The 19,509-nt window shown below is 69.4% G+C and carries 18 protein-coding genes and 1 pseudogene; 14 read left to right on the forward strand and 5 right to left on the reverse strand.

Features of this window, described 5'->3' with window-relative positions; translation table 11 throughout:
• The first annotated feature begins 7 nt into the window (after positions 1–7).
• The 4 genes from AC1VNX_RS02540 to AC1VNX_RS02555 all read left to right on the forward strand — a co-directional run bounded on the left by AC1VNX_RS02540 (position 8) and on the right by AC1VNX_RS02555 (position 2,889).
• Positions 8–466 carry a hypothetical protein gene (locus tag AC1VNX_RS02540; protein ID WP_483155338.1) on the forward strand — a complete coding sequence of 153 codons (459 nt, stop codon included), beginning with the start codon at positions 8–10 and terminating at the stop codon, positions 464–466.
• A 35-nt stretch (positions 467–501) separates the two neighbouring features.
• Entirely contained in the window at positions 502–1,275 is a 774-nt protein-coding gene (locus tag AC1VNX_RS02545) for a DUF2145 domain-containing protein (RefSeq protein ID WP_483161861.1), read from the forward strand.
• 22 nt (positions 1,276–1,297) lie between these two features.
• Positions 1,298–2,368, forward strand: a complete 1,071-nt coding sequence (locus AC1VNX_RS02550; RefSeq protein ID WP_483155339.1) for a serine endopeptidase — start codon at positions 1,298–1,300, stop codon at positions 2,366–2,368.
• A gap of 137 nt (positions 2,369–2,505) precedes the next feature.
• A complete protein-coding gene (locus AC1VNX_RS02555; RefSeq protein WP_301505557.1) occupies positions 2,506–2,889 on the forward strand; it encodes a DUF3597 domain-containing protein in 384 nt (127 codons plus the stop codon).
• 129 nt (positions 2,890–3,018) lie between these two features.
• Here the strand turns inward: AC1VNX_RS02555 and AC1VNX_RS02560 are convergent, their stop codons facing one another.
• Entirely contained in the window at positions 3,019–3,804 is a 786-nt protein-coding gene (locus AC1VNX_RS02560) for an SDR family NAD(P)-dependent oxidoreductase (RefSeq protein WP_483155340.1), read from the reverse strand.
• A 111-nt stretch (positions 3,805–3,915) separates the two neighbouring features.
• On the opposite strand from AC1VNX_RS02560, the gene AC1VNX_RS02565 reads away from it, so the two are divergent.
• On the forward strand, positions 3,916–4,296 hold the full coding sequence (locus tag AC1VNX_RS02565) for a hypothetical protein (RefSeq protein ID WP_483155341.1): 381 nt from the start codon (positions 3,916–3,918) through the stop codon (positions 4,294–4,296).
• A 15-nt stretch (positions 4,297–4,311) separates the two neighbouring features.
• Here the strand turns inward: AC1VNX_RS02565 and tgt are convergent, their stop codons facing one another.
• Positions 4,312–5,484, reverse strand: a complete 1,173-nt coding sequence (gene tgt, locus AC1VNX_RS02570; protein ID WP_483155342.1) for a tRNA guanosine(34) transglycosylase Tgt — start codon at positions 5,482–5,484, stop codon at positions 4,312–4,314.
• A gap of 5 nt (positions 5,485–5,489) precedes the next feature.
• Positions 5,490–6,533 (reverse strand): tRNA preQ1(34) S-adenosylmethionine ribosyltransferase-isomerase QueA, encoded by a 1,044-nt coding sequence (queA, locus tag AC1VNX_RS02575; RefSeq protein WP_483155343.1) that lies wholly within the window; start codon positions 6,531–6,533, stop codon positions 5,490–5,492.
• A gap of 135 nt (positions 6,534–6,668) precedes the next feature.
• Between queA and AC1VNX_RS02580 the strand changes: the two genes are divergently transcribed.
• The 3 genes and pseudogenes from AC1VNX_RS02580 (at position 6,669) to recG (ending at position 11,050) form a co-directional block, all read left to right on the forward strand.
• On the forward strand, positions 6,669–7,346 hold the full coding sequence (locus AC1VNX_RS02580) for a DUF4166 domain-containing protein (RefSeq protein WP_301505561.1): 678 nt from the start codon (positions 6,669–6,671) through the stop codon (positions 7,344–7,346).
• Positions 7,343–8,833 carry a TIGR01777 family oxidoreductase gene (locus AC1VNX_RS02585; RefSeq protein WP_483155344.1) on the forward strand — a complete coding sequence of 497 codons (1,491 nt, stop codon included), beginning with the start codon at positions 7,343–7,345 and terminating at the stop codon, positions 8,831–8,833. The genes AC1VNX_RS02580 and AC1VNX_RS02585 overlap by 4 nt, the downstream gene beginning before the upstream one ends.
• 11 nt (positions 8,834–8,844) lie before the next feature.
• Positions 8,845–11,050 (forward strand): annotated as a pseudogene (recG, locus tag AC1VNX_RS02590) (ATP-dependent DNA helicase RecG).
• Positions 11,051–11,056: 6 nt separating this feature from the next.
• Here the strand turns inward: recG and AC1VNX_RS02595 are convergent.
• A complete protein-coding gene (locus tag AC1VNX_RS02595; RefSeq protein ID WP_301505564.1) occupies positions 11,057–11,695 on the reverse strand; it encodes a LysE family translocator in 639 nt (212 codons plus the stop codon).
• Between the two features lie 53 nt (positions 11,696–11,748).
• A complete protein-coding gene (locus AC1VNX_RS02600; RefSeq protein ID WP_483155345.1) occupies positions 11,749–12,462 on the reverse strand; it encodes a GntR family transcriptional regulator in 714 nt (237 codons plus the stop codon).
• A 301-nt stretch (positions 12,463–12,763) separates the two neighbouring features.
• Here AC1VNX_RS02600 and AC1VNX_RS02605 point away from each other — a divergent pair, with 301 nt between their 5' ends.
• Genes AC1VNX_RS02605 through AC1VNX_RS02630 form a run of 6 tightly spaced genes read left to right on the forward strand, consistent with a single transcriptional unit; the run spans position 12,764 to position 19,298 of the window.
• Complete coding sequence (locus tag AC1VNX_RS02605; RefSeq protein WP_483155346.1) at positions 12,764–13,504, forward strand: DUF969 domain-containing protein; 741 nt, start codon at positions 12,764–12,766, stop codon at positions 13,502–13,504.
• A gap of 2 nt (positions 13,505–13,506) precedes the next feature.
• A complete protein-coding gene (locus tag AC1VNX_RS02610; RefSeq protein ID WP_483155347.1) occupies positions 13,507–14,463 on the forward strand; it encodes a DUF979 domain-containing protein in 957 nt (318 codons plus the stop codon).
• A gap of 10 nt (positions 14,464–14,473) precedes the next feature.
• Positions 14,474–15,169 carry a pyroglutamyl-peptidase I gene (gene pcp, locus AC1VNX_RS02615; protein ID WP_483155348.1) on the forward strand — a complete coding sequence of 232 codons (696 nt, stop codon included), beginning with the start codon at positions 14,474–14,476 and terminating at the stop codon, positions 15,167–15,169.
• Positions 15,170–15,223: 54 nt separating this feature from the next.
• Positions 15,224–15,988: a LamB/YcsF family protein gene (locus AC1VNX_RS02620; protein ID WP_483155349.1), complete on the forward strand. Its 765-nt coding sequence runs from the start codon at positions 15,224–15,226 to the stop codon at positions 15,986–15,988.
• A gap of 5 nt (positions 15,989–15,993) precedes the next feature.
• Positions 15,994–17,571, forward strand: coding sequence for a 5-oxoprolinase subunit B/C family protein (locus tag AC1VNX_RS02625; protein ID WP_483161863.1), 1,578 nt, complete (start codon positions 15,994–15,996; stop codon positions 17,569–17,571).
• Positions 17,568–19,298, forward strand: a complete 1,731-nt coding sequence (locus AC1VNX_RS02630) for an acetyl/propionyl/methylcrotonyl-CoA carboxylase subunit alpha (RefSeq protein WP_483155350.1) — start codon at positions 17,568–17,570, stop codon at positions 19,296–19,298. Before AC1VNX_RS02625 ends, AC1VNX_RS02630 begins: the two co-directional genes overlap by 4 nt.
• Positions 19,299–19,509: the final 211 nt, after the last annotated feature.

A 19,509-nucleotide genomic window follows, 5' to 3' on the forward strand; every position in this document is an offset into this window, starting at 1 on the left:
GCCCATCATGAAGAAGTCGATTGCCGCCGTTCTCGTCGCCGCCTGCACCGCCTTCGCGGGCATCTCGGTGCCCCTGCAAGCCCAGGCCCAGAGCGAGGCTTCCGCCGCGCTCTCGCTGATGCCGGTGGCATCGGTGGTGGCCGGCGCCTCCGCCGTTGGAGCCTCGGCCACCACGGCGGTCGCGCTGCCCGCCGCGCTGTCGGTGGGCGGCTCGGTGCTCACCGTGGTCGCGGTCGAAGCCTCGGTCGATGGCACGGTGTACGTGCTCGAGCGCGCCTCCGACGGCGCGCGCGCGAGCATCAAGGTCGCGGGCCGCGTCGCCCAAAGCTCGGCGAACGCGGTGGGCGCCAGCGTCCTCGTCACGGTGATCGGTTCGGGCGTGGTGCTGTCGGCCGCCGGCGAGGTGCTGGCCTTCGTGCCCAACGCCATCGGCCGCGCGCTGCTGCACAACGAGAGGTTGTCGTGAACCGTGCATTGCCGCTGCCGCCGCTGCTCGCGTTCATGCTCGCGGCCGCGGCGGTGGTGCTGCCGATGCAGGCGCAGGCCGGCCGCTCCTGCGAGCAGCTCAGGCCCACGCCGGCCGTGATCGCCAAGGGCATGCAGCTGGCCGAGCGCACCTCGCAGGCGCTCGACGCCAGCGGAGCGCGCGTGGTGATCCTCGCGCGCGCCGGGCAGGACCTGAGCAAGTACGGCCTGCGCTACTCGCACCTGGGCTTCGCCTACAAGACCGAGGCCGGCCCGTGGCGTGTGGTGCACAAGCTCAACCAGTGCAGCACCGCCATCGCCGAGGTCTACCGCCAGGGGCTCGGCGAGTTCTTCCTCGACGACCTGTGGCGCTACGAGGCCGCGTGGGTCGTGCCCACGCCCGAGGTGCAGGCGCGGCTGCTGGCGGCCCTGAACGAATCGCCCTCGCGCATCGTGCGGCTGCACATCGAGCCCTACAGCATCGTGAGCTATGCGTGGGGCCGCAAGTACCAGCAATCGAACCAGTGGGCGGTCGAGACCATGGCCGCAGCCATGGAGCCCGCCACCATTGCCAATCGTGCGCAGGCGCAGGCATGGATGCAGTTCAAGGGCTACGAGCCCACCACGCTCAGGCTCGGCCCGCTCACGCGGCTGGGCGGACGCGTGGGTTCGGCCAACGTGGCCTTCGACGATCATCCGAACGAGAAGCGCTTTTCAGACCGCATCGAGACGGTGACGGTCGATTCGGTGTTCGCGTGGATGCCGCGCGCCGACCTGGGCGCCGCACCGGTGACACTGAAGCTTCAGTGAGAAAGAACAAGGAGAAAACAACATGAGCAAGTCATTGCGACTTTCGGAAAAATGGTTCCGCCGCGGCCTCTGGCTGGTGGCGCTGGTGTTCGCGAGCTTCCTCATCGGGCTCGGCAGCACGGTGGTGAGCGACCTGCCGCAGGTCGAGCGCGTGCGCGGCATCGACGACTTCATCGACAGGCAGAAGGCCGAGCCGCTGCGTGCCGTGATCAAGAACGCCGAAACCTCCGAGCTGGAGGCCGCGCGCGAGCTCGACCAGATCCAGCTGCAGCTCAACGCCGCGCAGCAGGCCAGCCGCAATGCGCGCGAAACCTTCGCGAACTGGCTCTCCACGCGGCGCGCCACCGCGCAGCCCGACCAGGACACGGAGCTCATCGCGCGCACCAGGGCGCTCGATGCCTTCAAGCAGAAGGAAGAGGAACTGCAGCGCAAGGTCAACGCGCAGCAGAAGATCACGCTCGATGCGCGCCAGGGCGAGCAGCGTGCCCGCACGGCGCTGTCGGAGCTGGAGCGCGACGCGCAGATCAAGCTGGACGCTGAGTACCGCCGCATCGAGCTGCGCGTGTTCGCCTACCGGCTGGCGCTCACGCTGCCGCTGCTGGTGGTGGCGGGCTGGCTCTTCGTGAAGAAACGCAAGAGCACCTACTGGCCGTTCGTGTGGGGCTTCATCTTCTTCGCGCTCTTCGCCTTCTTCGTCGAACTGGTGCCCTATCTGCCGAGCTATGGCGGCTACGTGCGCTACGTGGTGGGCATCGTGCTCACGGTGCTGGTGGGGCGCTACGCCATCGTCGCGCTCAACCGTTATCTTGCGCGCCAGAAGCTGGCCGAGCAGCAGCCCGACAACGTGCGCCGCGAGGAGCTCAGCTACGACACCGCGCTCGCGCGCCTCGCCAAGAGCGTGTGCCCCGGCTGCGAGCGGCCGGTGGACCTGAAGAACAACGAGATCGACTTCTGCCCGCACTGCGGCATCGGCCTGTTCGATCACTGCGGCAACTGCGACACGCGCAAGAGCGCGTTCTCGAAGTTCTGCCATGCGTGCGGCACCTCGGCCGCGAATCGCGTGCTGCCGGCCCTCGGGACGGCAGAGGCGTAGTCTGCGAATTCGGTCACGGCCCGAGGGTGCTTCGACACGTCGTGTAGCGGACATGCCGCGGGGCCGTGCTACAACCCCCCGGCTGCGACACAAGTGTTGCCGCAGACTTTCAGCCAACCCTTCGACGGAGCACAAGCATGAGCATTTTCGGCAGCATCCTTTCCAAGATCTTCCCAGGCGCCAAGGCCGCTGAGGCCCCGGCACCTGCCGCCGCGGCGCCAGCCGATGCACCAGCGCCCGCCGTGGCAGCGCCGCCGCCCGCCATTCCGCTGGGCGACGTGGCCGCCGTGCTCGACGCCATGCCGGGCTCGAAGAACCTGAACTGGCGCACCTCCATCGTCGACCTGATGAAGCTGCTGGGCCTGGACAGCAGCCTCGAAGCCCGCAAGCAGCTGGCCGCCGAGCTGAGCTACGGTGAAGACACCAGCGACAGCGCCAAGATGAACATCTGGCTGCACCGCCAGGTCATGACCAAGCTGGCCGCCAACGGTGGCACCGTGCCTGCCGAACTGCGAGACTGAGCAAGACAGTTGTTCGGAAATTTTTTCGAGAACACCGAGGAACCGGCTTTGCCGGGCCTCAGGTGTTGCCCCCGGTAGGGGGAAGGCGCGCGCGACACGAAGTGCGCGTAGCCTGGGGGCGAGACTATTTCAGGTCCAGCCCGCGTCCACCACGTAGTCCTGCGCGGTGCACATGCGCGAGTCGTCGGCCGCCAGGAAGAGCGCCATCGCCGCGATGTCCTCCGCCATCACGCGCCCCGGTAGGCACTGGGCCGCATCGATCTCCGCGCCCGATTCGGGCTTCACCCACAGCTTGATCTGCCGCTCGGTCATCACCCAGCCCGGCACGATCGAATTCACGCGGATGTTCTGCTTGCCGAGGTCGCGCGCCAGCGAGCGCGTGAGGCCGCGCGCCGCCGCCTTGCAGGCCTGGTACACCGGGTAGCCCTTGCCCTTGATCATCCAGCTGATGGAGCCGAAGTTGACGATCGAGCCGCCGCCCAGCGCGCGCATGTCGTCGGCCACCGCCTGCGCGGCGAAGAACTGGTGCTTGAAGTTGACGGCCACGAGGCGGTCGAAGTCCGCGTCGGTCACGTCGGCCATCTCGTGGCGACGGTCGTTGGCCGCGTTGTTCAGCAGCACCGAGACCGGCCCGAAACGCTGGCGCACCGCGTCGATGGCGGCGGCGAGGGCGACCGTGTCGGTCACGTCGCAGGGCACGAAGAGCGCTGGATGCTCGCCCTGCAGCTGCGCCGCGAGCGCGTTGCCGGCGGCGGTGTCGAGATCGCAGAAGCCGACCTTCGCGCCCTGCGCGTGGAAGGCCCGCACCAGCGATTCGCCGATGCCGCTGGCGCCGCCCGAGATGAACACGGTGCGTCCGGCCAGCGAGGGATAGCGGGCGGTGTAGGGCGAAAGTGGTGGTGATGCGTCGGTCATGGGAGGCTGCAGCAGCGTGGAGACGGACGGCAAGCGTAGCGGATAGCGGCCGGCCGGTGTATGGCTTCCGGCGAATGGGCGGCGCGCACGTGCGTGGCTACGCTTGCTCCCATGAAGACCCAAGCACTTCCCCGCCGCCGCACCCTCGTTGCGTTCGCGATGCTCGTTCCCGCCGCGCTGGCGGTGCGCTCCGTGCGGGCGCAGGCTTCAGCGTCGGGCGTGCAGCTCTTCAAGGTGGTTTCTGCACGCGACGAGGTGATCGTCGGTGCCGATGCCGCGATGCTCGGCGCGGGCTCGGGCCCTGCCGTCGAGCGGCTGGCGACGCAGCTCGCCGCCAAGGGCCAGCTCACGCTGTGGCAGTACGCATCTCACAAGGACGCGGGCGGCGCGCTGGTGCAGGCGCCGCTCAAGCAGATCGTGGTGTTCAGGAACGATGCGCTGCGCATCGAGCCCTACGCCACGCCGCTGCCGATCCAGCCGCTGATGAAGTAGCGGCCGGCTTCTTTTTCAGACCCCTCGCGCCCGGTCCGACTTGAAGCGCGCGCGGAATTCCGTGAACGTGCCCGCGTCGAGCGCCTCGCGGATCTCGCGCATCAGGTTCAGGTAGTAATGCAGGTTGTGGATGGTGGTGAGCATCGGCCCCAGCATCTCGCCGCAGCGGTCGAGGTGATGCAGGTAGGCGCGGCTGAAGCCTTCGCGGCCGCCGTCGTTCCAGCTCACGCCCGAGGTGCCTGCACAGGCATGGCAGGTGCAGCTCGGGTCGATGGGCTGCGGGTCGCTCTTGTGGCGCGCGTTGCGCATCTTCAGGTCGCCGAAGCGGGTGAAGAGCGTGCCGTTGCGCGCATTGCGCGTGGGCATCACGCAGTCGAACATATCGACGCCGTCGGCCACGCCCTGCACCAGGTCTTCGGGCGTGCCCACGCCCATCAGGTAGCGCGGCTTGTTCGCGGGCAGCCGGTGCGGCGTGTGGCCCATGATGTGCAGCATCTCTTCCTTGGGCTCGCCCACGCTCACGCCGCCGATGGCGTAGCCGGGGAAGTCCATGTCGACCAGCGCCGCGAGCGACTCCTCGCGCAAGTTCTCGAACATGCCGCCCTGCACGATGCCGAAGAGCGCGTTCGGGTTCTGCAGCCGGGTGAATTCCGCCTGGCAGCGCTTCGCCCAGCGCAGGCTCAGCTCCATCGAGACGCGCGCCTCGGCTTCGGTCGTGATGTGGCCCTTGGTGTCGTAGGGCGTGCACTCGTCGAACTGCATCACGATGTCGCTGTTGAGGATGGTCTGGATCTGCATCGAGACCTCCGGCGTGAGGAACAGCTTGTCGCCGTTGACCGGCGAGGCGAACTTCACGCCCTCCTCGCTGATCTTGCGCATCGCGCCCAGCGACCACACCTGGAAGCCGCCCGAGTCGGTGAGGATGGGCTTGTCCCACTTCTCGAACTGATGCAGACCGCCGAAGCTTTCCATCACGTCGAGGCCAGGGCGCATCCACAGGTGGAAGGTGTTGCCAAGGATGATCTGCGCGCCCATCTCTTCGAGGCTGCGCGGCATCACGCCCTTGACGGTGCCATACGTGCCCACGGGCATGAAGATCGGCGTCTGCACCTTGCCGTGGTTGAGCGTGAGCGTGGCGCGTCGCGCGTGGCTGTCGGGGTCGGTCTTGAGGAGTTCGAAGTTCAGCATGTCGTTCAGTCCTGGGTACGTGCCAGCAGCATGGAATCGCCATAGCTGAAGAAGCGATAGCGCTCCGCAATGGCATGGGCATACAGCCCCATCACCCGCTCGTAGCCCGCGAAGGCCGAGACCAGCATCATCAGCGTGCTCTTGGGCAGGTGGAAGTTGGTCACCAGCAGGTCGACGTGCTCGAAGACGAAGCCCGGCGTGATGAAGATGCGCGTGTCGCCCGAGGCCTCGCCGCTCTTGGCCCACGATTCGAGCGTGCGCACGGTGGTCGTGCCCACGGCCACGATGCGTCCGCCGCGCGCCTTGCATTGCGCGATGGCGCGCTGCGTGGCCTCGGGTACTTCGTAGCGCTCGGCGTGCATCGTGTGTTCGGCGATGTTCTCGGTCTTCACCGGCTGGAAGGTGCCGGCGCCCACGTGCAGCGTGACGTTGGCGCGCTGCACGCCCTTCGCCTCCAGCTCGGCCAGCAGGCCTTCGTCGAAGTGCAGGGCGGCCGTGGGCGCGGCCACCGCGCCGGGCACGCGTGCGAACACGGTCTGGTAGCGGCTCTCGTCCTCGGCCGAGTCGGTGTGGGTGATGTAGGGCGGCAGCGGCACGTGGCCGCAGCGCTCCATCAGCATGTAGGGGTTCTCGCCCGTATCGCTCTCGAAGGCGAATCGGAAGAGCGCGCCGTTCTCGTCGGGCCAGCGGCCCAGCAGCGTGGCGCGGAAGCCGCCGGCCATCTCCAGCGTGGTGCCCACGGGCGGCTTCTTGCTGACCTTCATGTGCGCGACGACTTCCTGGCCTTGCAGCACGCGCTCGACCAGCAGTTCGAGCTTGCCGCCGGTCGGCTTCTCGCCGAAGAGGCGCGCCTTGACCACGCGGGTGTCGTTGAAGACCAGAAGGTCGCCTTCGCGCAGCAGCGAGGGCAGGTTCCTGAAGATGCGGTCGACCGGTGCGGGCCCCGTGCCGTCCAGCAGGCGGGAGGAGGTTCGTTCGGCGGCCGGGTGTTGCGCCACCAGTTCGGGTGGCAAGGCGAAATCGAAATCGGAGAGCGTGAAAGCGCGCATGTGCTTGAGGGCCGGACGGGCCCGTTCCAAGAAAGACGGGAAGCGGTGAGACGCGGGGAAGGCCCGGATTGTCCCACGCCGCGAAAGCCGCCCGTTTCCGCGGGCTTCGCGGGGTTGTCGAGGCAGAATCGGCGGATGGTCGATTCACAAGCTGCGCGTGTTTCTTCGGGCTCGTCGTCCGGCCCCTCCGAAGGCGAGCTCTTCAAGAAGATCCTCGGCAGCGCCTGGCAGGGCCTGCACCCCGACATCCGCCGCCGCTTCGACAAGAACCCGTCGCCGGGCAAGGCGCTGCACTACCTGGGCTCGCTGAGCGAGCTGCGCTGCTCGCGCTTCGGCAAGCTGCTGGGCCACATCACGCAGCCGATGATCCAGGGCGCGCTGATTCCCTACTGCGACGCCGGCTTCCCCGTGGAGATCCAGGTCTACGCCAAGCCGCAAGACCCGGCCATCTACAAGCAGCGCATCTATCGCCTGCGCAACCGCAAGCCGATCCAGTTCACCAGCTTCATGCGCGAGAGCGAGCGCGGCGAGGTGCTGGAGTACGTGGGCATGGGGCTGGGCATGAAGCTGGTGCTGAGCGTGGAGAACGGCAGCCTGCATTTCCAGAGCGACGGCTATTTCTGGGACGTGTTCGGCTGGCGCATCCCCCTGCCGGGTGTGCTCACGCCCGGCAAGACCTTCCTCTGGCACCACAACGAGACGCCGGAGCGCTTCAACATCCGCATCGAGATCCGGCACTGCCTGATGGGCACGACGTTCACCCAGGTCGGCGTGTTCGAGGAAATCCCCGAGCCGAAGGCGGTGCCCGCATGATCGACACGCACCTGCTCGCGCTGCAGCTCATGGCCGCGCAAGGCGCGCTGGGCGCCTTCGACACGCTCTACCACCACGAGGGCACCGAGGCGCTGCCGAGGCGCGGCACGGCGGGGCGCGAGCTGGCGATCCACGCCACCCGGTCGTCGATCTACTGCGCGCTCTTCATCGGACTGTCGTCCTGGGCCTGGCACGGCGCCTGGGCGTGGGTGCTGCTCGCGGTGTTCGGCGTCGAGATCGTGCTCACGCTGTGGGACTTCGTGGTCGAGGACGGCAGCCGCCTGCTGCCGCCGACCGAGCGCGTGACGCACACGGTGCTGGCCATCAACGCGGGCGCCTTCATCGCGCTGCTGGCGATGAGCGCGACAGGCTGGGCGGCACAGCCGACCGCGATGGTGTGGCAGCCGCAGGGCTGGCTCGGCGCCTTCCTCGCGCTGTGCGGCGTGGGCGTCGGCCTCTCGGGCCTGCGCGACGCCTTCGCGGCGCGCGCGCTCTTCAGGCGCGGCGCGCAAGAGCAGGCACGCGATGCAGAGGCGCCGGTGCGGTTCGGATCGAAGCCGCAGCGCGTGCTGGTGACGGGCGGCACAGGCTTCATCGGCCAGCTGCTCGTGCGCCACCTGCTGGCCGACGGTCATGCCGTGACGGTCTGGACGCGCGATGCGCGATCGGCCGCCTGGGGCTTCGGCGGCGCGGTGCGCTGCGTGCAGTCGCTCGACGAGGTGCCGGCGGCCGACGACATCGACGTGGTCGTCAATCTCGCGGGCGCGCGCATCCTCGGCATGCGCTGGAGCGAACGGCGCCGCGCGCAGCTGCTGCAAAGCCGCGAAGGGCTGACGCGGCAGCTGGTCGCGTGGATCGCGGCGCGCCCGCGCAAGCCCTGGCTGCTGCTTTCCGGCTCCGCCATTGGCTACTACGGCGTGCAGCCGCAAGGCGATGCGAGCGAGCTCGCGGAAGACGCGCCGCCGCAGGCGATCTTCATGTCGCAGCTTTGCCAGCGCTGGGAGCGGGCGGCGCAGTCGGCCGTGGCGCACGGCGTGCATGTGGCCTGCATGCGCTTCGGTTTCGTGCTGGGTCACCAGGGCTCGTTGCCGCAGCTGCTGCTGCCGATCTCGCTCGGCTTCGGCGGACGGCTGGGCAGTGGGCGGCAATGGCTGTCGTGGGTGCATGTGCACGACCTGATCCGGGCGATGGCGCATGTGTGGACCCAGACCGAAAACGCCGCGACGCCGCCGAGCGCGCAGGCATTCAACTTCACCGCGCCCGGCGCACTGAGCCAGGAAGAATTCACCCGCGTCGCAGCAGGCGTGCTGCACCGCCCCTGCTGGATGCCGACGCCCGCTGCGCCCGTCAAGCTGCTGCTCGGCGAGCAGGCCGACCTGCTGCTCGAAGGCCAGCGCGTGGTGCCGGCGCGGCTGCTGCAATCCGGCTTCCGCTTCATGTTTCCCGATGCCCGCAGCGCCTTGACGGACCTTTGCCGCCCGCGCTAGAAGACTTGTCCGTGCCCGCCAAGAAAGCCCCGACTCCTCCCGCCGAAGCGACGACCGCCGCCGCGCCGCCGCAGCCGTCTCAGCCGGGTGCCGGCCTCAGCCAGGTCCAGCGCGCCCTGCGCAAGCTGGGCCTCGTGCGCGACATCGACTTCGCGCTCTACCTGCCAATGCGCTACGAGGACGAGACGCGAATCGTGCGCATCGCCGACACGCGCGACGGCGACATGGCGCAGGTCGAGGGCGTGGTCACCGAGTGCGAGGTGGTGTACCGGCCGCGCCGCCAGCTGCTGGCGACCATCGACGACGGCAGCGACACCTGCCAGCTGCGCTTCTTCAACTTCTATCCCTCGCAGCAGAAGCAGCTCGCGGTCGGCGCGCGGGTGCGTGTGCGGGGCGAGGTGCGCGGCGGCTTCGTGGGGCGTCAGATCATGCATCCGACGGTGAAGGCGGCCGGCACCGCCTTGCCGAACGCGCTCACGCCCGTGTATTCGACGGTGGCCGGGCTCGCGCAGCCGGTGCTGCGGCGCGAGGTGCGCTCGGGCCTGGCGCGCGCGGTGCTCGACGAGACCGTTCCGGTGCAGATCGGCTTTCGCGGCGCGTGGAACCTGCGCGACTCGCTGACTTTCCTGCACTACCCGACGCCCGACGTGGCGATCGCCACGCTCGAAGACCACAGCCATCCGGCGTGGCAGCGCATCAAGGCCGAGGAACTGCTCGCGCAGCAGCTCTCGCAATTGCAGGCGCGGCTGGAACGCGCGGCGCAGCGCGCGCCGGTGCTGCCGCCCGCGCCGCCAGAGCCCGATGCGGGCTCGCTGCACTCGCAGCTGCTCGCGGTGCTGCCCTTCGGCCTCACGGGCGCGCAGCAGCGCGTTGGCGAGGAGATCACGCGCGACCTCGGCCGCGAGATCCCGATGCACCGCCTGCTGCAGGGTGACGTGGGCTCGGGCAAGACGGTGGTGGCGGCGCTCGCGGCGGCGCGCTGCATCGACGCGGGCTTCCAGTGCGCGCTGATGGCGCCCACCGAAATCCTCGCGGCCCAGCACTTCGGCAAGCTCGTCGGCTGGCTCGATCCGCTGCTCGCCGCGCGCGGCCAGCGCGTGGCGTGGCTCACGGGCAGCCAGAAGAAAAAGAGCGCGACGAGATGTCGGCGGCGGTGGAAAGCGGCGAGGCCGCGCTGGTCATCGGCACGCACGCGGTCATCTCGGAAAAGGTGCGCTTCAAGAGCCTCGCGCTGGCCATCATCGACGAGCAGCACCGCTTCGGCGTTGCGCAGCGCCTGGCGCTGCGCGGCAAGGCCGGAGGCAATCTTGGCCCCCCTGAGGCTTCGCCTCACCCCCCGAGGGGGAGGCATCCGGCTTGGGGCGGCCCGGCGCCGGATTGGAGCCCCACCTGCTCATGATGAGCGCCACGCCCATCCCGCGCACGCTGGCGATGAGCTACTACGCCGACCTCGACGTCTCCACGCTCGACGAGCTGCCGCCGGGCCGCACGCCCATCATCACGAGGCTGGTGGCCGACCACCGGCGCGACGAGGTCATCGACCGCATCCACTCGCAGATCGCGCAGGGCCGGCAGGTCTACTGGGTGTGCCCGCTGATCGAGGAGAGCGAGGCCGTCGACCTGCGCAACGCCACCGAGACGCGCGACGAACTGGCGCAGACGCTGGGCGAGCCAATCCAGGTCGGCCTGCTGCACTCGCGCATGCCCACGGCCGAGAAGCAGGCGGTGATGGCGGCCTTCACCGCCAACGAGATCCAGGTGCTGGTGAGCACCACGGTGATCGAAGTGGGCGTGGACGTGCCCAATGCCTCGCTGATGGTGATCGAGCACGCCGAGCGCTTCGGCCTTTCGCAGCTGCACCAGCTGCGCGGCCGCGTGGGGCGCGGCGCGGCGGCCTCGGCCTGCGTGCTGCTCTATGCGCCGGGCGACAGCGGCCGTGTCGGCGAGGCGGCGCGCGCCCGGCTCAAGGCGATGGCCGAGACCAGCGACGGCTTCGAGATCGCGCGGCGCGACCTGGAAATCCGGGGCCCCGGCGAATTCCTCGGCGCGCGCCAGTCGGGCGCACCGCTGCTGCGTTTTGCCGACCTCACGACCGACACGCTGCTGCTCGACTGGGCTCGCGAACTCGCGCCGGTCATGCTGCGCAAGCACCCCGACCTGGCGCAGCGGCACATCGACCGCTGGCTGGGCACCAAGGCCGAGTACCTGAAAGCCTGAGGAAGATCAGGCCGCAGGGCGGCGCGTGAACGCCAGGATCAAGCCGAAGCCGACCATCATGCTGCCGCTCACGCGGTTGAACCACCGCATCGCGCGGCTGCCATTTGCCAGCCGGCGCATGCGCGCGCCGAGCAGCGCATAGAGCGCGATCGCCACCAGCTCGAACACCAGGAAGGTCAGGCCCAGCAGCACGTAGCTGGAGGCATACGCGCCCGGCACCACGAACTGCGGGAAGAAGGCGGTGAACACCAGGATCGCCTTCGGGTTGCCCGCCGCCACGGTGAACTCCTGCCGCACGAGCGCACGCATCGAAGGCGGCGCGGATGCGGCGTCGCGCGCCTGCTGGACCTCGGCCGTGGGCGCCGGCGCGCGCAGCAGGCGGACGCCGATCCACACCAGGTAGGCCGCGCCGATGTACTTGATGACGTCGAAGGCCAGCTCCGAGGCCACCAGCACAGCGCCCATGCCCAGCCCCGCGATGGCGATCATGATCGCGAAGGCCACGAGCCGGCCGCTGGCCGCGATGACCGCGGGCGACACGCCGTGCTTCGCGCCGTTGGTCACCGACAGCAGGTTGTTGGGGCCGAAGGCCATGTTGATGGCGAAGCAGGCCGGCAGGAAGAGCAGGTAGGCAGACAGGGTCATGGCGTGTCCGTCAAAGGAGGTGGGCTCGCCATTATCCGCAGGCCCCGTTCACCCTAGCCGTCGACCCCGCCCTCGGGCATGCTGCGCGCATAGACCGCCAGCACGATGCGTTCGGAGTGCACCAGGTAGTCGTTGAGCGCGGCCGAGCCCTCGGCGAACTTGCCGGCCTCGATGAGTTCGAGCAGCTTGGTGTTCATGTCGACATACGGCGCGTGCAGGAACTCCGGGTCCTTGAGCAGGCCGAAGGCCAGCCGCAGCTCGACCAGGATGTGGGCGAACAGGTTGTTCAGCCGCTCGCTGTCGGCCAGCTCCACGATGGCCATGTGGAACTCCATGTTGGCCGTGCCCACGCCCAGCCAGTCGCCGGCCTCGCGGCACTTGAGCGCCATCTCCACAGCCTCGCGCATGTGCTTCTTGGCCGGGTGGCGCGGGTAGGCCTGCGCCAGCGCCTGGCATTCGATGAGCCGGCGCACCCGGTAGATGTCGATGATCGACGCGATGCTCGGCACCGCCACGAACACGCCGCGGTTGGGCGCGTGCTTGAGCAGCCCTTCCTTGGTCAGCGTGCGGAACACCTCGCGCAGGGTGTTGCGCGAAATCTCGAAGCTGTCGGCCAGCGCGGCCTCCGACAGCCGCTGCCCCGGCGAGAACTCGCCCTTCACGATCTTCTGGCGGATCAGCTCCGCGACCCGGTCGTTGAGCGTCTGTGCGCCGGCGGCTGCAGCTGCAGGCGGGGCGGATGGGGTCGTGGTGGCCGGTGGGGTCATGCCGAAAGGGGAAGGCGGGTGTGGGAAGGGCGGCGGAACCGGACGTTTTTAGCAGGTTTTCCCCGCCGGACCGGGAAAGACGGGCCCCGCCGGATGCACCAGACGGTGGCGCGCTCAGGGTTTTCATGGGGTCATGCAGGCACTGTTGTTGGGCACACTCTTATAAATTGTTCAACAATTTATTGGAAATGAGTGATTCAGAAGAAATGGATTGCTCATTCATTGGCACGCAGTTTGCAAGAAGCGGCCAGCCGGAACCCCGGCGCAAGGTGTCTCCGAATCACCCGAACGAAAGACCAACATGACTCCTGACATCCCTCACCTTTGGCCGCTGATCGGCGTCGCCGTGATCATTGCGGGCTTCGTCCTGCGCTTCAACCCGATGTTGGTGGTGATCGTCACCGCCATCGCCACGGCGGTGGCCGCGGGCTTCGGCCCGATGGCGATCCTCACGGCCATCGGCACCGGCTTCATCAAGACGCGCAACCTGCCGCTGATCATTCTTCTGCCGCTGGCGGTGATCGGCCTGCTCGAGCGCCACGGCCTGCGCCAGCATGCGCAGAACTGGATCAGCCGCATCAAGTCGGCCACCGCCGGGCGCCTGCTCATCGTGTATCTGGCCGCGCGCGAACTCACGGCGGCCATGGGCCTCACCAGCCTGGGCGGCCATCCGCAGATGGTGCGTCCGCTGCTCGCGCCGATGGCCGAGGGCGCCACCGAGACGCGCTACGGCAAGCTGCCCGAGCGCATCCGCCACAAGCTGCGCGCCTATGCGGCGGCCACCGACAACGTGGGCCTGTTCTTCGGCGAGGACATCTTCGTGGCCTTCGGCGCCATCGTGCTGATGACCACCTTCCTGCACGAGGCCGGCATCGACGTGGAGCCGCTGCACGTCGCGATGTGGGGCATTCCCACGGCCATCGCCGCCTTCATCATCCACGCCTGGCGCCTGCGCCGGCTCGACCAGGCGCTGGCCCGTGAGTTCGAAGGAACTCAGGCGTCCGACGTGCCTGCCGTCCCTGCAACCCAGGAAGGCCGCTGATCATGATCCTCTCGATCCAGCACCTCTACATCCTGGTCGGCCTGATCCTCGCGATCACGGCTGTGATGTCGCTGGCCGACCGCCAGCATCCCAAGCGCTACACCAGCGCGCTCTTCTGGGGCCTCTATTCGCTGGTCTTCCTCGTCGGCGACAAGCTGCCGCCGGCACTGGTGGGCGTGGGCGCCATCGCCATGGCCGTCATCGCCGGCTTGCGCGGCGTGGGCGCGGGCAAGCACCAGGAGCCCACGGCTTCCGAATACGCGGCCAGCGCGAAGCGCCTGGGCAACAAGCTCTTCATGCCGGCGCTGGCGATCCCGCTGGTGACCGTGATCGGCACCGTGCTGATGAGCAAGGTGAAGATCGGCGACGCCTTCCTGCTCGACCCCAAGAACACCACGCTGGTGAGCCTGGGCGTGGGCTGCGTGGCGGCGCTGGCGCTGGCCTGCTGGCTGACGCGCGAAACGCCGGTGCAGGGCATGCGCGAGTCGCGCCGCCTGACCGACGCGCTCGGCTGGGCCGTGGTGCTGCCGCAGATGCTGGGCATGCTGGGCCTGGTGTTCTCCGACGCGGGCGTGGGCAAGGCCGTGGCATACATCACCACCAGCTACATCAACATGGACATCCGCTTCGTCGCCGTTGCGGTGTATGTGCTGGGCATGGCGCTGTTCACCATCATCATGGGCAATGGCTTCGCGGCCTTCCCGGTGATGACGGGCGGCGTCGGCGTGCCGGTGCTGGTGGGCGTGTACCACGGCGACCCGGCGGTGATGGCGGCCATCGGCATGTTCTCGGGCTACTGCGGGACGCTGATGACGCCGATGGCGGCCAACTTCAACATCGTGCCGGCGGCGCTGCTGGAGCTGCCCGACAAGAACGCCGTGATCCGCGTGCAGATACCGACCGCGGCCGCGCTGCTGGTGGTCAACATCTTCCTGATGTACTTCCTGATGTTCCGCTGAGGCTTCGAGCATGACCACGACAACGGCCAGTGGCGCGGCACCGCGCGTGCTGCTCGCCGGCTTCGAGCCCTTCGAGAACGATCCCGTCAACCCGGCGTGGGAGATCGCCCGCGCGCTCGACGGCTGGACCTGCGAGGGCACGGTGGTGCAGGCGCTGCAGCTGCCGTGCGTGTTCGGCCGCTCTATCCGCACGCTGGAGGCGGCGCTGGCGGGCATCCAGGCCGACCGGGCGCCTCTGCCGCTGGTGCTGTGCATCGGCGCCGCGGGCGGGCGCACCGAGATCTCGCTGGAGCGCGCCGCGCTGAACATCGACGACGCGCGCATTCCCGACAACGCCGGCTGCCAGCCCATCGACATCGCGGTGGAAGCGGGCGGCCCGGCCGCCTACTTCTCGACGCTGCCGATCAAGGCCATGGTGCGCGAGATGCGCGCCGCCGGGCTGCCCGCGGCGGTGTCCAACAGCGCCGGCACCTTCGTGTGCAACCACATCTTCTATGCGCTGATGCACCGGCTCGCGAGCTGGCCGATGCTGGCGCACACGCGCGGCGGCTTCGTGCACGTGCCCTACCTGCCCGAGCAGGCTGCGTCCAAGCCCGGCGTGGCGAGCATGGCGCTTGAGACGCAGGTGGAAGCCTTCCGCGTGGCGATACGCACCGCGCTGCTGGTGCGCGACGACGTGCGCGAGACCGCCGGCCGCCTGCACTGACCCGACGACGACCCTGAAGCGCGCCACCCGGCGCGCGTCGAAGAAGACCGAACGATGAACATCGACTTGAACAGCGACCTCGGCGAGAGCCTCGGCGCCTGGCGCATGGGCGACGACGCCGCCATGCTTTCCCTCGTGAGCAGCGCCAACGTGGCCTGCGGCTTCCATGCGGGCGACCCGGCCGGCATCCTGCGCACGCTGCGCCAGGCCAGGGAGCGCGGCGTGGTCATCGGCGCGCACGTCGCCTACCGCGACCTCGTGGGCTTCGGGCGCCGCAACATGGACGTGGAAAGCGCCGACCTGCGCGCCGACGTGATCTACCAGATCGGCGCGCTCAAGGGCCTGGCCGCGGCCGCCGGCACCACCGTGCGCTACGTGAAGCCGCACGGCGCGCTCTACAACACCATCGCCCACGACGAGCGCCAGGCGCGCGACGTGATCGCCGCCATCCGCGAGATCGACGCCAGCCTCGTGCTGGTGGCGCTCGCCGGCTCGCCGTTGCTGGGCTGGGCGCGCGATGCGGGCCTGCGCGCGGTGGCCGAGGCTTTCGCCGACCGCGCCTACACGCCGAAGGGCACGCTGGTGTCGCGCCGCGAACCCGGCGCGGTGCTGCACGATGCCGACGAAGTGGCCGCGCGCATGCTGCGGCTTGCCTCCGAGGGCGTGGTCACGGCCGTCGACGGCAGCACGGTGCGCATCGAGGCCGAGTCGGTCTGCGTGCACGGCGACAGCCCCGGCGCGGTGGAGATGGCGCGGCAGGTGCGCGCGCGGCTGGAGCAGTCGGGCGTGGCGATCCGCTCCTTCGTGGACGCCGCATGACGACGATGCGCTTCCTGCCGGTCAACCTGAACGCGGTGCTGGTCGAGCTCGAAGACCTGCCGCAGACGCTCGCGCTGCTGGCCTCGCTGCGCGCGGAGCCCATCGAAGGCATCGAGGAACTGGTGCCCGCGGCGCGCACGCTGCTGGTCAGCTTCCGGCCGGCTGCCATTTCGGCCGGCGAACTGGAGCGGCGCATCGGCGCGCGCAGCCTCGATGCACGCGAGACGCGCATCGACAGGCGCATCGAGATTCCCGTGCGCTACGACGGCGAGGACCTGGCCGAGGTGGCGGAGCTGCTCGGCATCGCGCCCGATGAAGTCGTGCGCCGCCACACCGGCAGCGACTACACGGTCGCCTTCACCGGCTTCGCGCCCGGCTTCGCCTACTTGTCGGGCGGGCATCCGAGCCTGAACGTGCCGCGCCGCAAGGTGCCGCGCACGCGCATTCCTGCCGGCGCGGTCGGGCTCGCGGGCAGTTTCAGCGGCGTCTACCCGCAGGCCAGCCCCGGCGGCTGGCAGATCCTCGGCATCACCGACGCGCCGATGTGGGACCTCTCGCGCGAGATGCCCGCGCTGCTGCAGCCGGGCGACACGGTGCGCTTCGTCGACGTGACCGGGCAGCCGCGCGCGGAGGTGAAAGCCGTCGCCGCGCCGGCGCAACCGGCGGTGTCGAAAAGCGGCTGCGCCTTCGAGATCCGCGCCCCGGGCCTGCAGGCGCTGCTGCAGGACGGCGGGCGCCATGGCCAGGCGAAGCAGGGTGTGTCGGCTTCCGGCGCGATGGACCGTCGCTCGCTGCAGGCGGCCAACCGGCTCGTGGGCAATGCGTCTGACACAGCCTGCATCGAGATCGCGTACGGCGGCTTCCAGCTCGCCTGCCGTGGCGATGCGGTGGTGGCCGTCACCGGGGCCGAAGGCTCCGTCACGCTCACGCGTGCGGACGGCGTGAAGTGGCCGCTGTCGCGCTACCAGCCTGTCGCGCTGGCCGATGGCGACGTGCTCGCGCTGGGCGAGCCTGCGGCCGGTATCCGCAGCTACCTCGCGGTGCGCGGCGGCTTCGACATCGCGCCGGTGCTCGGCAGCCTTTCCACCGACACGCTCGCGCGCATCGGCCCGCCGCAGATCGCCGCCGGCGATGTGTTGCCCATCCGCCCTGTCGCCGGCGGCGCCCTCGTCGGCGAGCCCGAGCTGCCGCCTTCCGGCCTGCCCTGCGTGCATGAGGAAGTGGTGCTCGACATCGTCTTCGGCCCGCGCACCGACTGGTTCACAGACGAGGCGCTTGCGCTGCTTTGCAGCCAGTCGTGGCTGGTCACGCCGCAGTCCAACCGCGTGGGCGTGCGCCTGGCCGGAGAGAAAGCGCTGGAGCGCACCAACCACGCCGAACTGCCCAGCGAGGGCACCGCCTGCGGCGCGATCCAGGTGCCGGCCAGCGGCCAGCCCGTGCTGTTCCTGGCCGACCATCCGCTGACTGGCGGCTATCCGGTGATCGCCTCCGTCGCCACGCACCACCTGGACCGCGCGGGGCAGATCCCCGTGAACGCGCGCGTCCGCTTCAAGCCCATTGCTCCAGTGAAAGCCTTCCGATGAAGAAAGTCCTGATCGCCAACCGAGGCGAAATCGCCGTGCGCATCGCGCGCGCCTGCGCAGACCACGGCGTGAAGTCCGTCGCCGTGTATGCCGACGCCGACCTGAACGCGCTGCACGCGCGCATGGCCGACGAGGCCTACGGGCTCGACGGCAACAAGCCCTCCGACACCTACCTCAACATCGCCAAGCTGCTCGACGTGGCCGCGCGCAGCGGCGCCGACGCGGTGCATCCGGGCTACGGCTTTCTTTCGGAGAGCGCGGCCTTCGCGCAGGCGGTCATCGACGCGGGCCTGACCTGGATCGGCCCGCCGCCGGCCGCCATTGCGATGCTGGGCGACAAGGTGCAGGCCCGCAAGCTCGCGATGAAGGTGGGCGCGCCGCTGGTGGCAGGCACGGCCGATCCGGTGAAGGACGCGGGCGAGGTGCTCGCCTTCGCCGAGAAGCACGGCCTGCCGGTCGCGATCAAGGCCGCGTTCGGTGGCGGCGGGCGCGGCATCAAGGTGGCGTGGCGGCTCGACGAGGTCGAGGGCCTGTACGAATCGGCGGTGCGCGAGGCGGTCACGGCCTTCGGGCGCGGCGAGTGCTATGTGGAGCAGTTCCTCGACCGCCCGCGTCACGTCGAGGCGCAGGTGCTGGCCGACACGCACGGCAACGTGGTGGTGCTCGGCACGCGCGACTGCTCGCTGCAGCGGCGCAACCAGAAGCTGGTGGAAGAGGCGCCCGCGCCCTTCCTGAGCGACGCGCAGCGCGAGCGCATCCACCAGGCCGCGCGCGACATCTGCGCCGAGGCCGGCTACACCGGCGCCGGCACGGTCGAATTCATGCTGAGCGCGAGCGGTGCGATCTCCTTCCTCGAAGTGAACACGCGGCTGCAGGTGGAGCATCCGGTGACGGAAGAAACCACGGGCATCGACCTCGTGATCGAGCAGCTGCGCATCGCCGAAGGCCTGCCGCTGCAGATCAGGCAGACGCCCGCGCCGCGCGGCCATGCCTTCGAGTTCCGCATCAACGCCGAGGACGTGGGGCGCGGCTTCCTGCCATCGCCAGGGCCGGTGAAGGTGTTCGACGCGCCCTCGGGTCCGGGCGTGCGCGTGGATGCCGGCGTGGAGGCGGGCTCGCAGGTGCCGGGCACCTTCGATTCGCTGATGGCCAAGCTGATCGTCACCGGCGCCACGCGCGAGCAGGCCATCGCGCGGGCGCGGCGTGCGCTGAAGGAGTTCCGCATCGAGGGCCTGCCGACCGTGCTGCCCTTCCACCGCGCGGTGATGGCGCACCCGGACTTCGTCTCGGGCGATGCCTTCAAGGTGCACACGCGCTGGATCGAGACCGACTTCGCCAACGGCGAGAAGCCGGCCCTGCGCCCCGATCCGCTGCCCGATGCCGCGCTGCTGCGCACGGCGATCGAAGTCGATGGGCGGCGCATGGCGGTGGGCCTGCCGGCCGTGCTGCTGAACGGGCTTTCGTCGGCGGCTGGCGGCGCTGCTGTGGTGCCTGCTTCGCAAGCACCTGCGGCGGATGCAGCCGCGGTGGCTGCGCCTGTCTCGGGCACGGTGCAGGCCTGGAAGGTGGCCGATGGCGACGAGGTGGCCGAGGGCGCCGTCATCGCCGTGATGGAAGCGATGAAGATGGAGATGCAGGTGCTGGCGCATCGCGCGGGGCGCATCGCCTTCTCGGTGGCCGCGGGCGGCTATGTGACGGTCGGTGCCGCCATCGCGACCATCGCCTGATATCGACGCGCGGAGAACTTTTCTCTGCCTGCTTCAGGCGGTCGGCGCGGCCGCCTGAAGCATTTTCTCTTCGTGTCTACGCCGGCTGCCAGAGTGCGCAGTCCGGGTAAGACCCTACGCGCAGCAGAAGAAGTTGCTGCATCGCAACATTCCATTTCCTGCGCTTGTGCTTGCGGTTACCACGAAAGCCATCGGATTTTTCGGCCGCGAA

The sequence above is a fragment of the Variovorax sp. TLI9-5A genome (genome assembly GCF_056867935.1).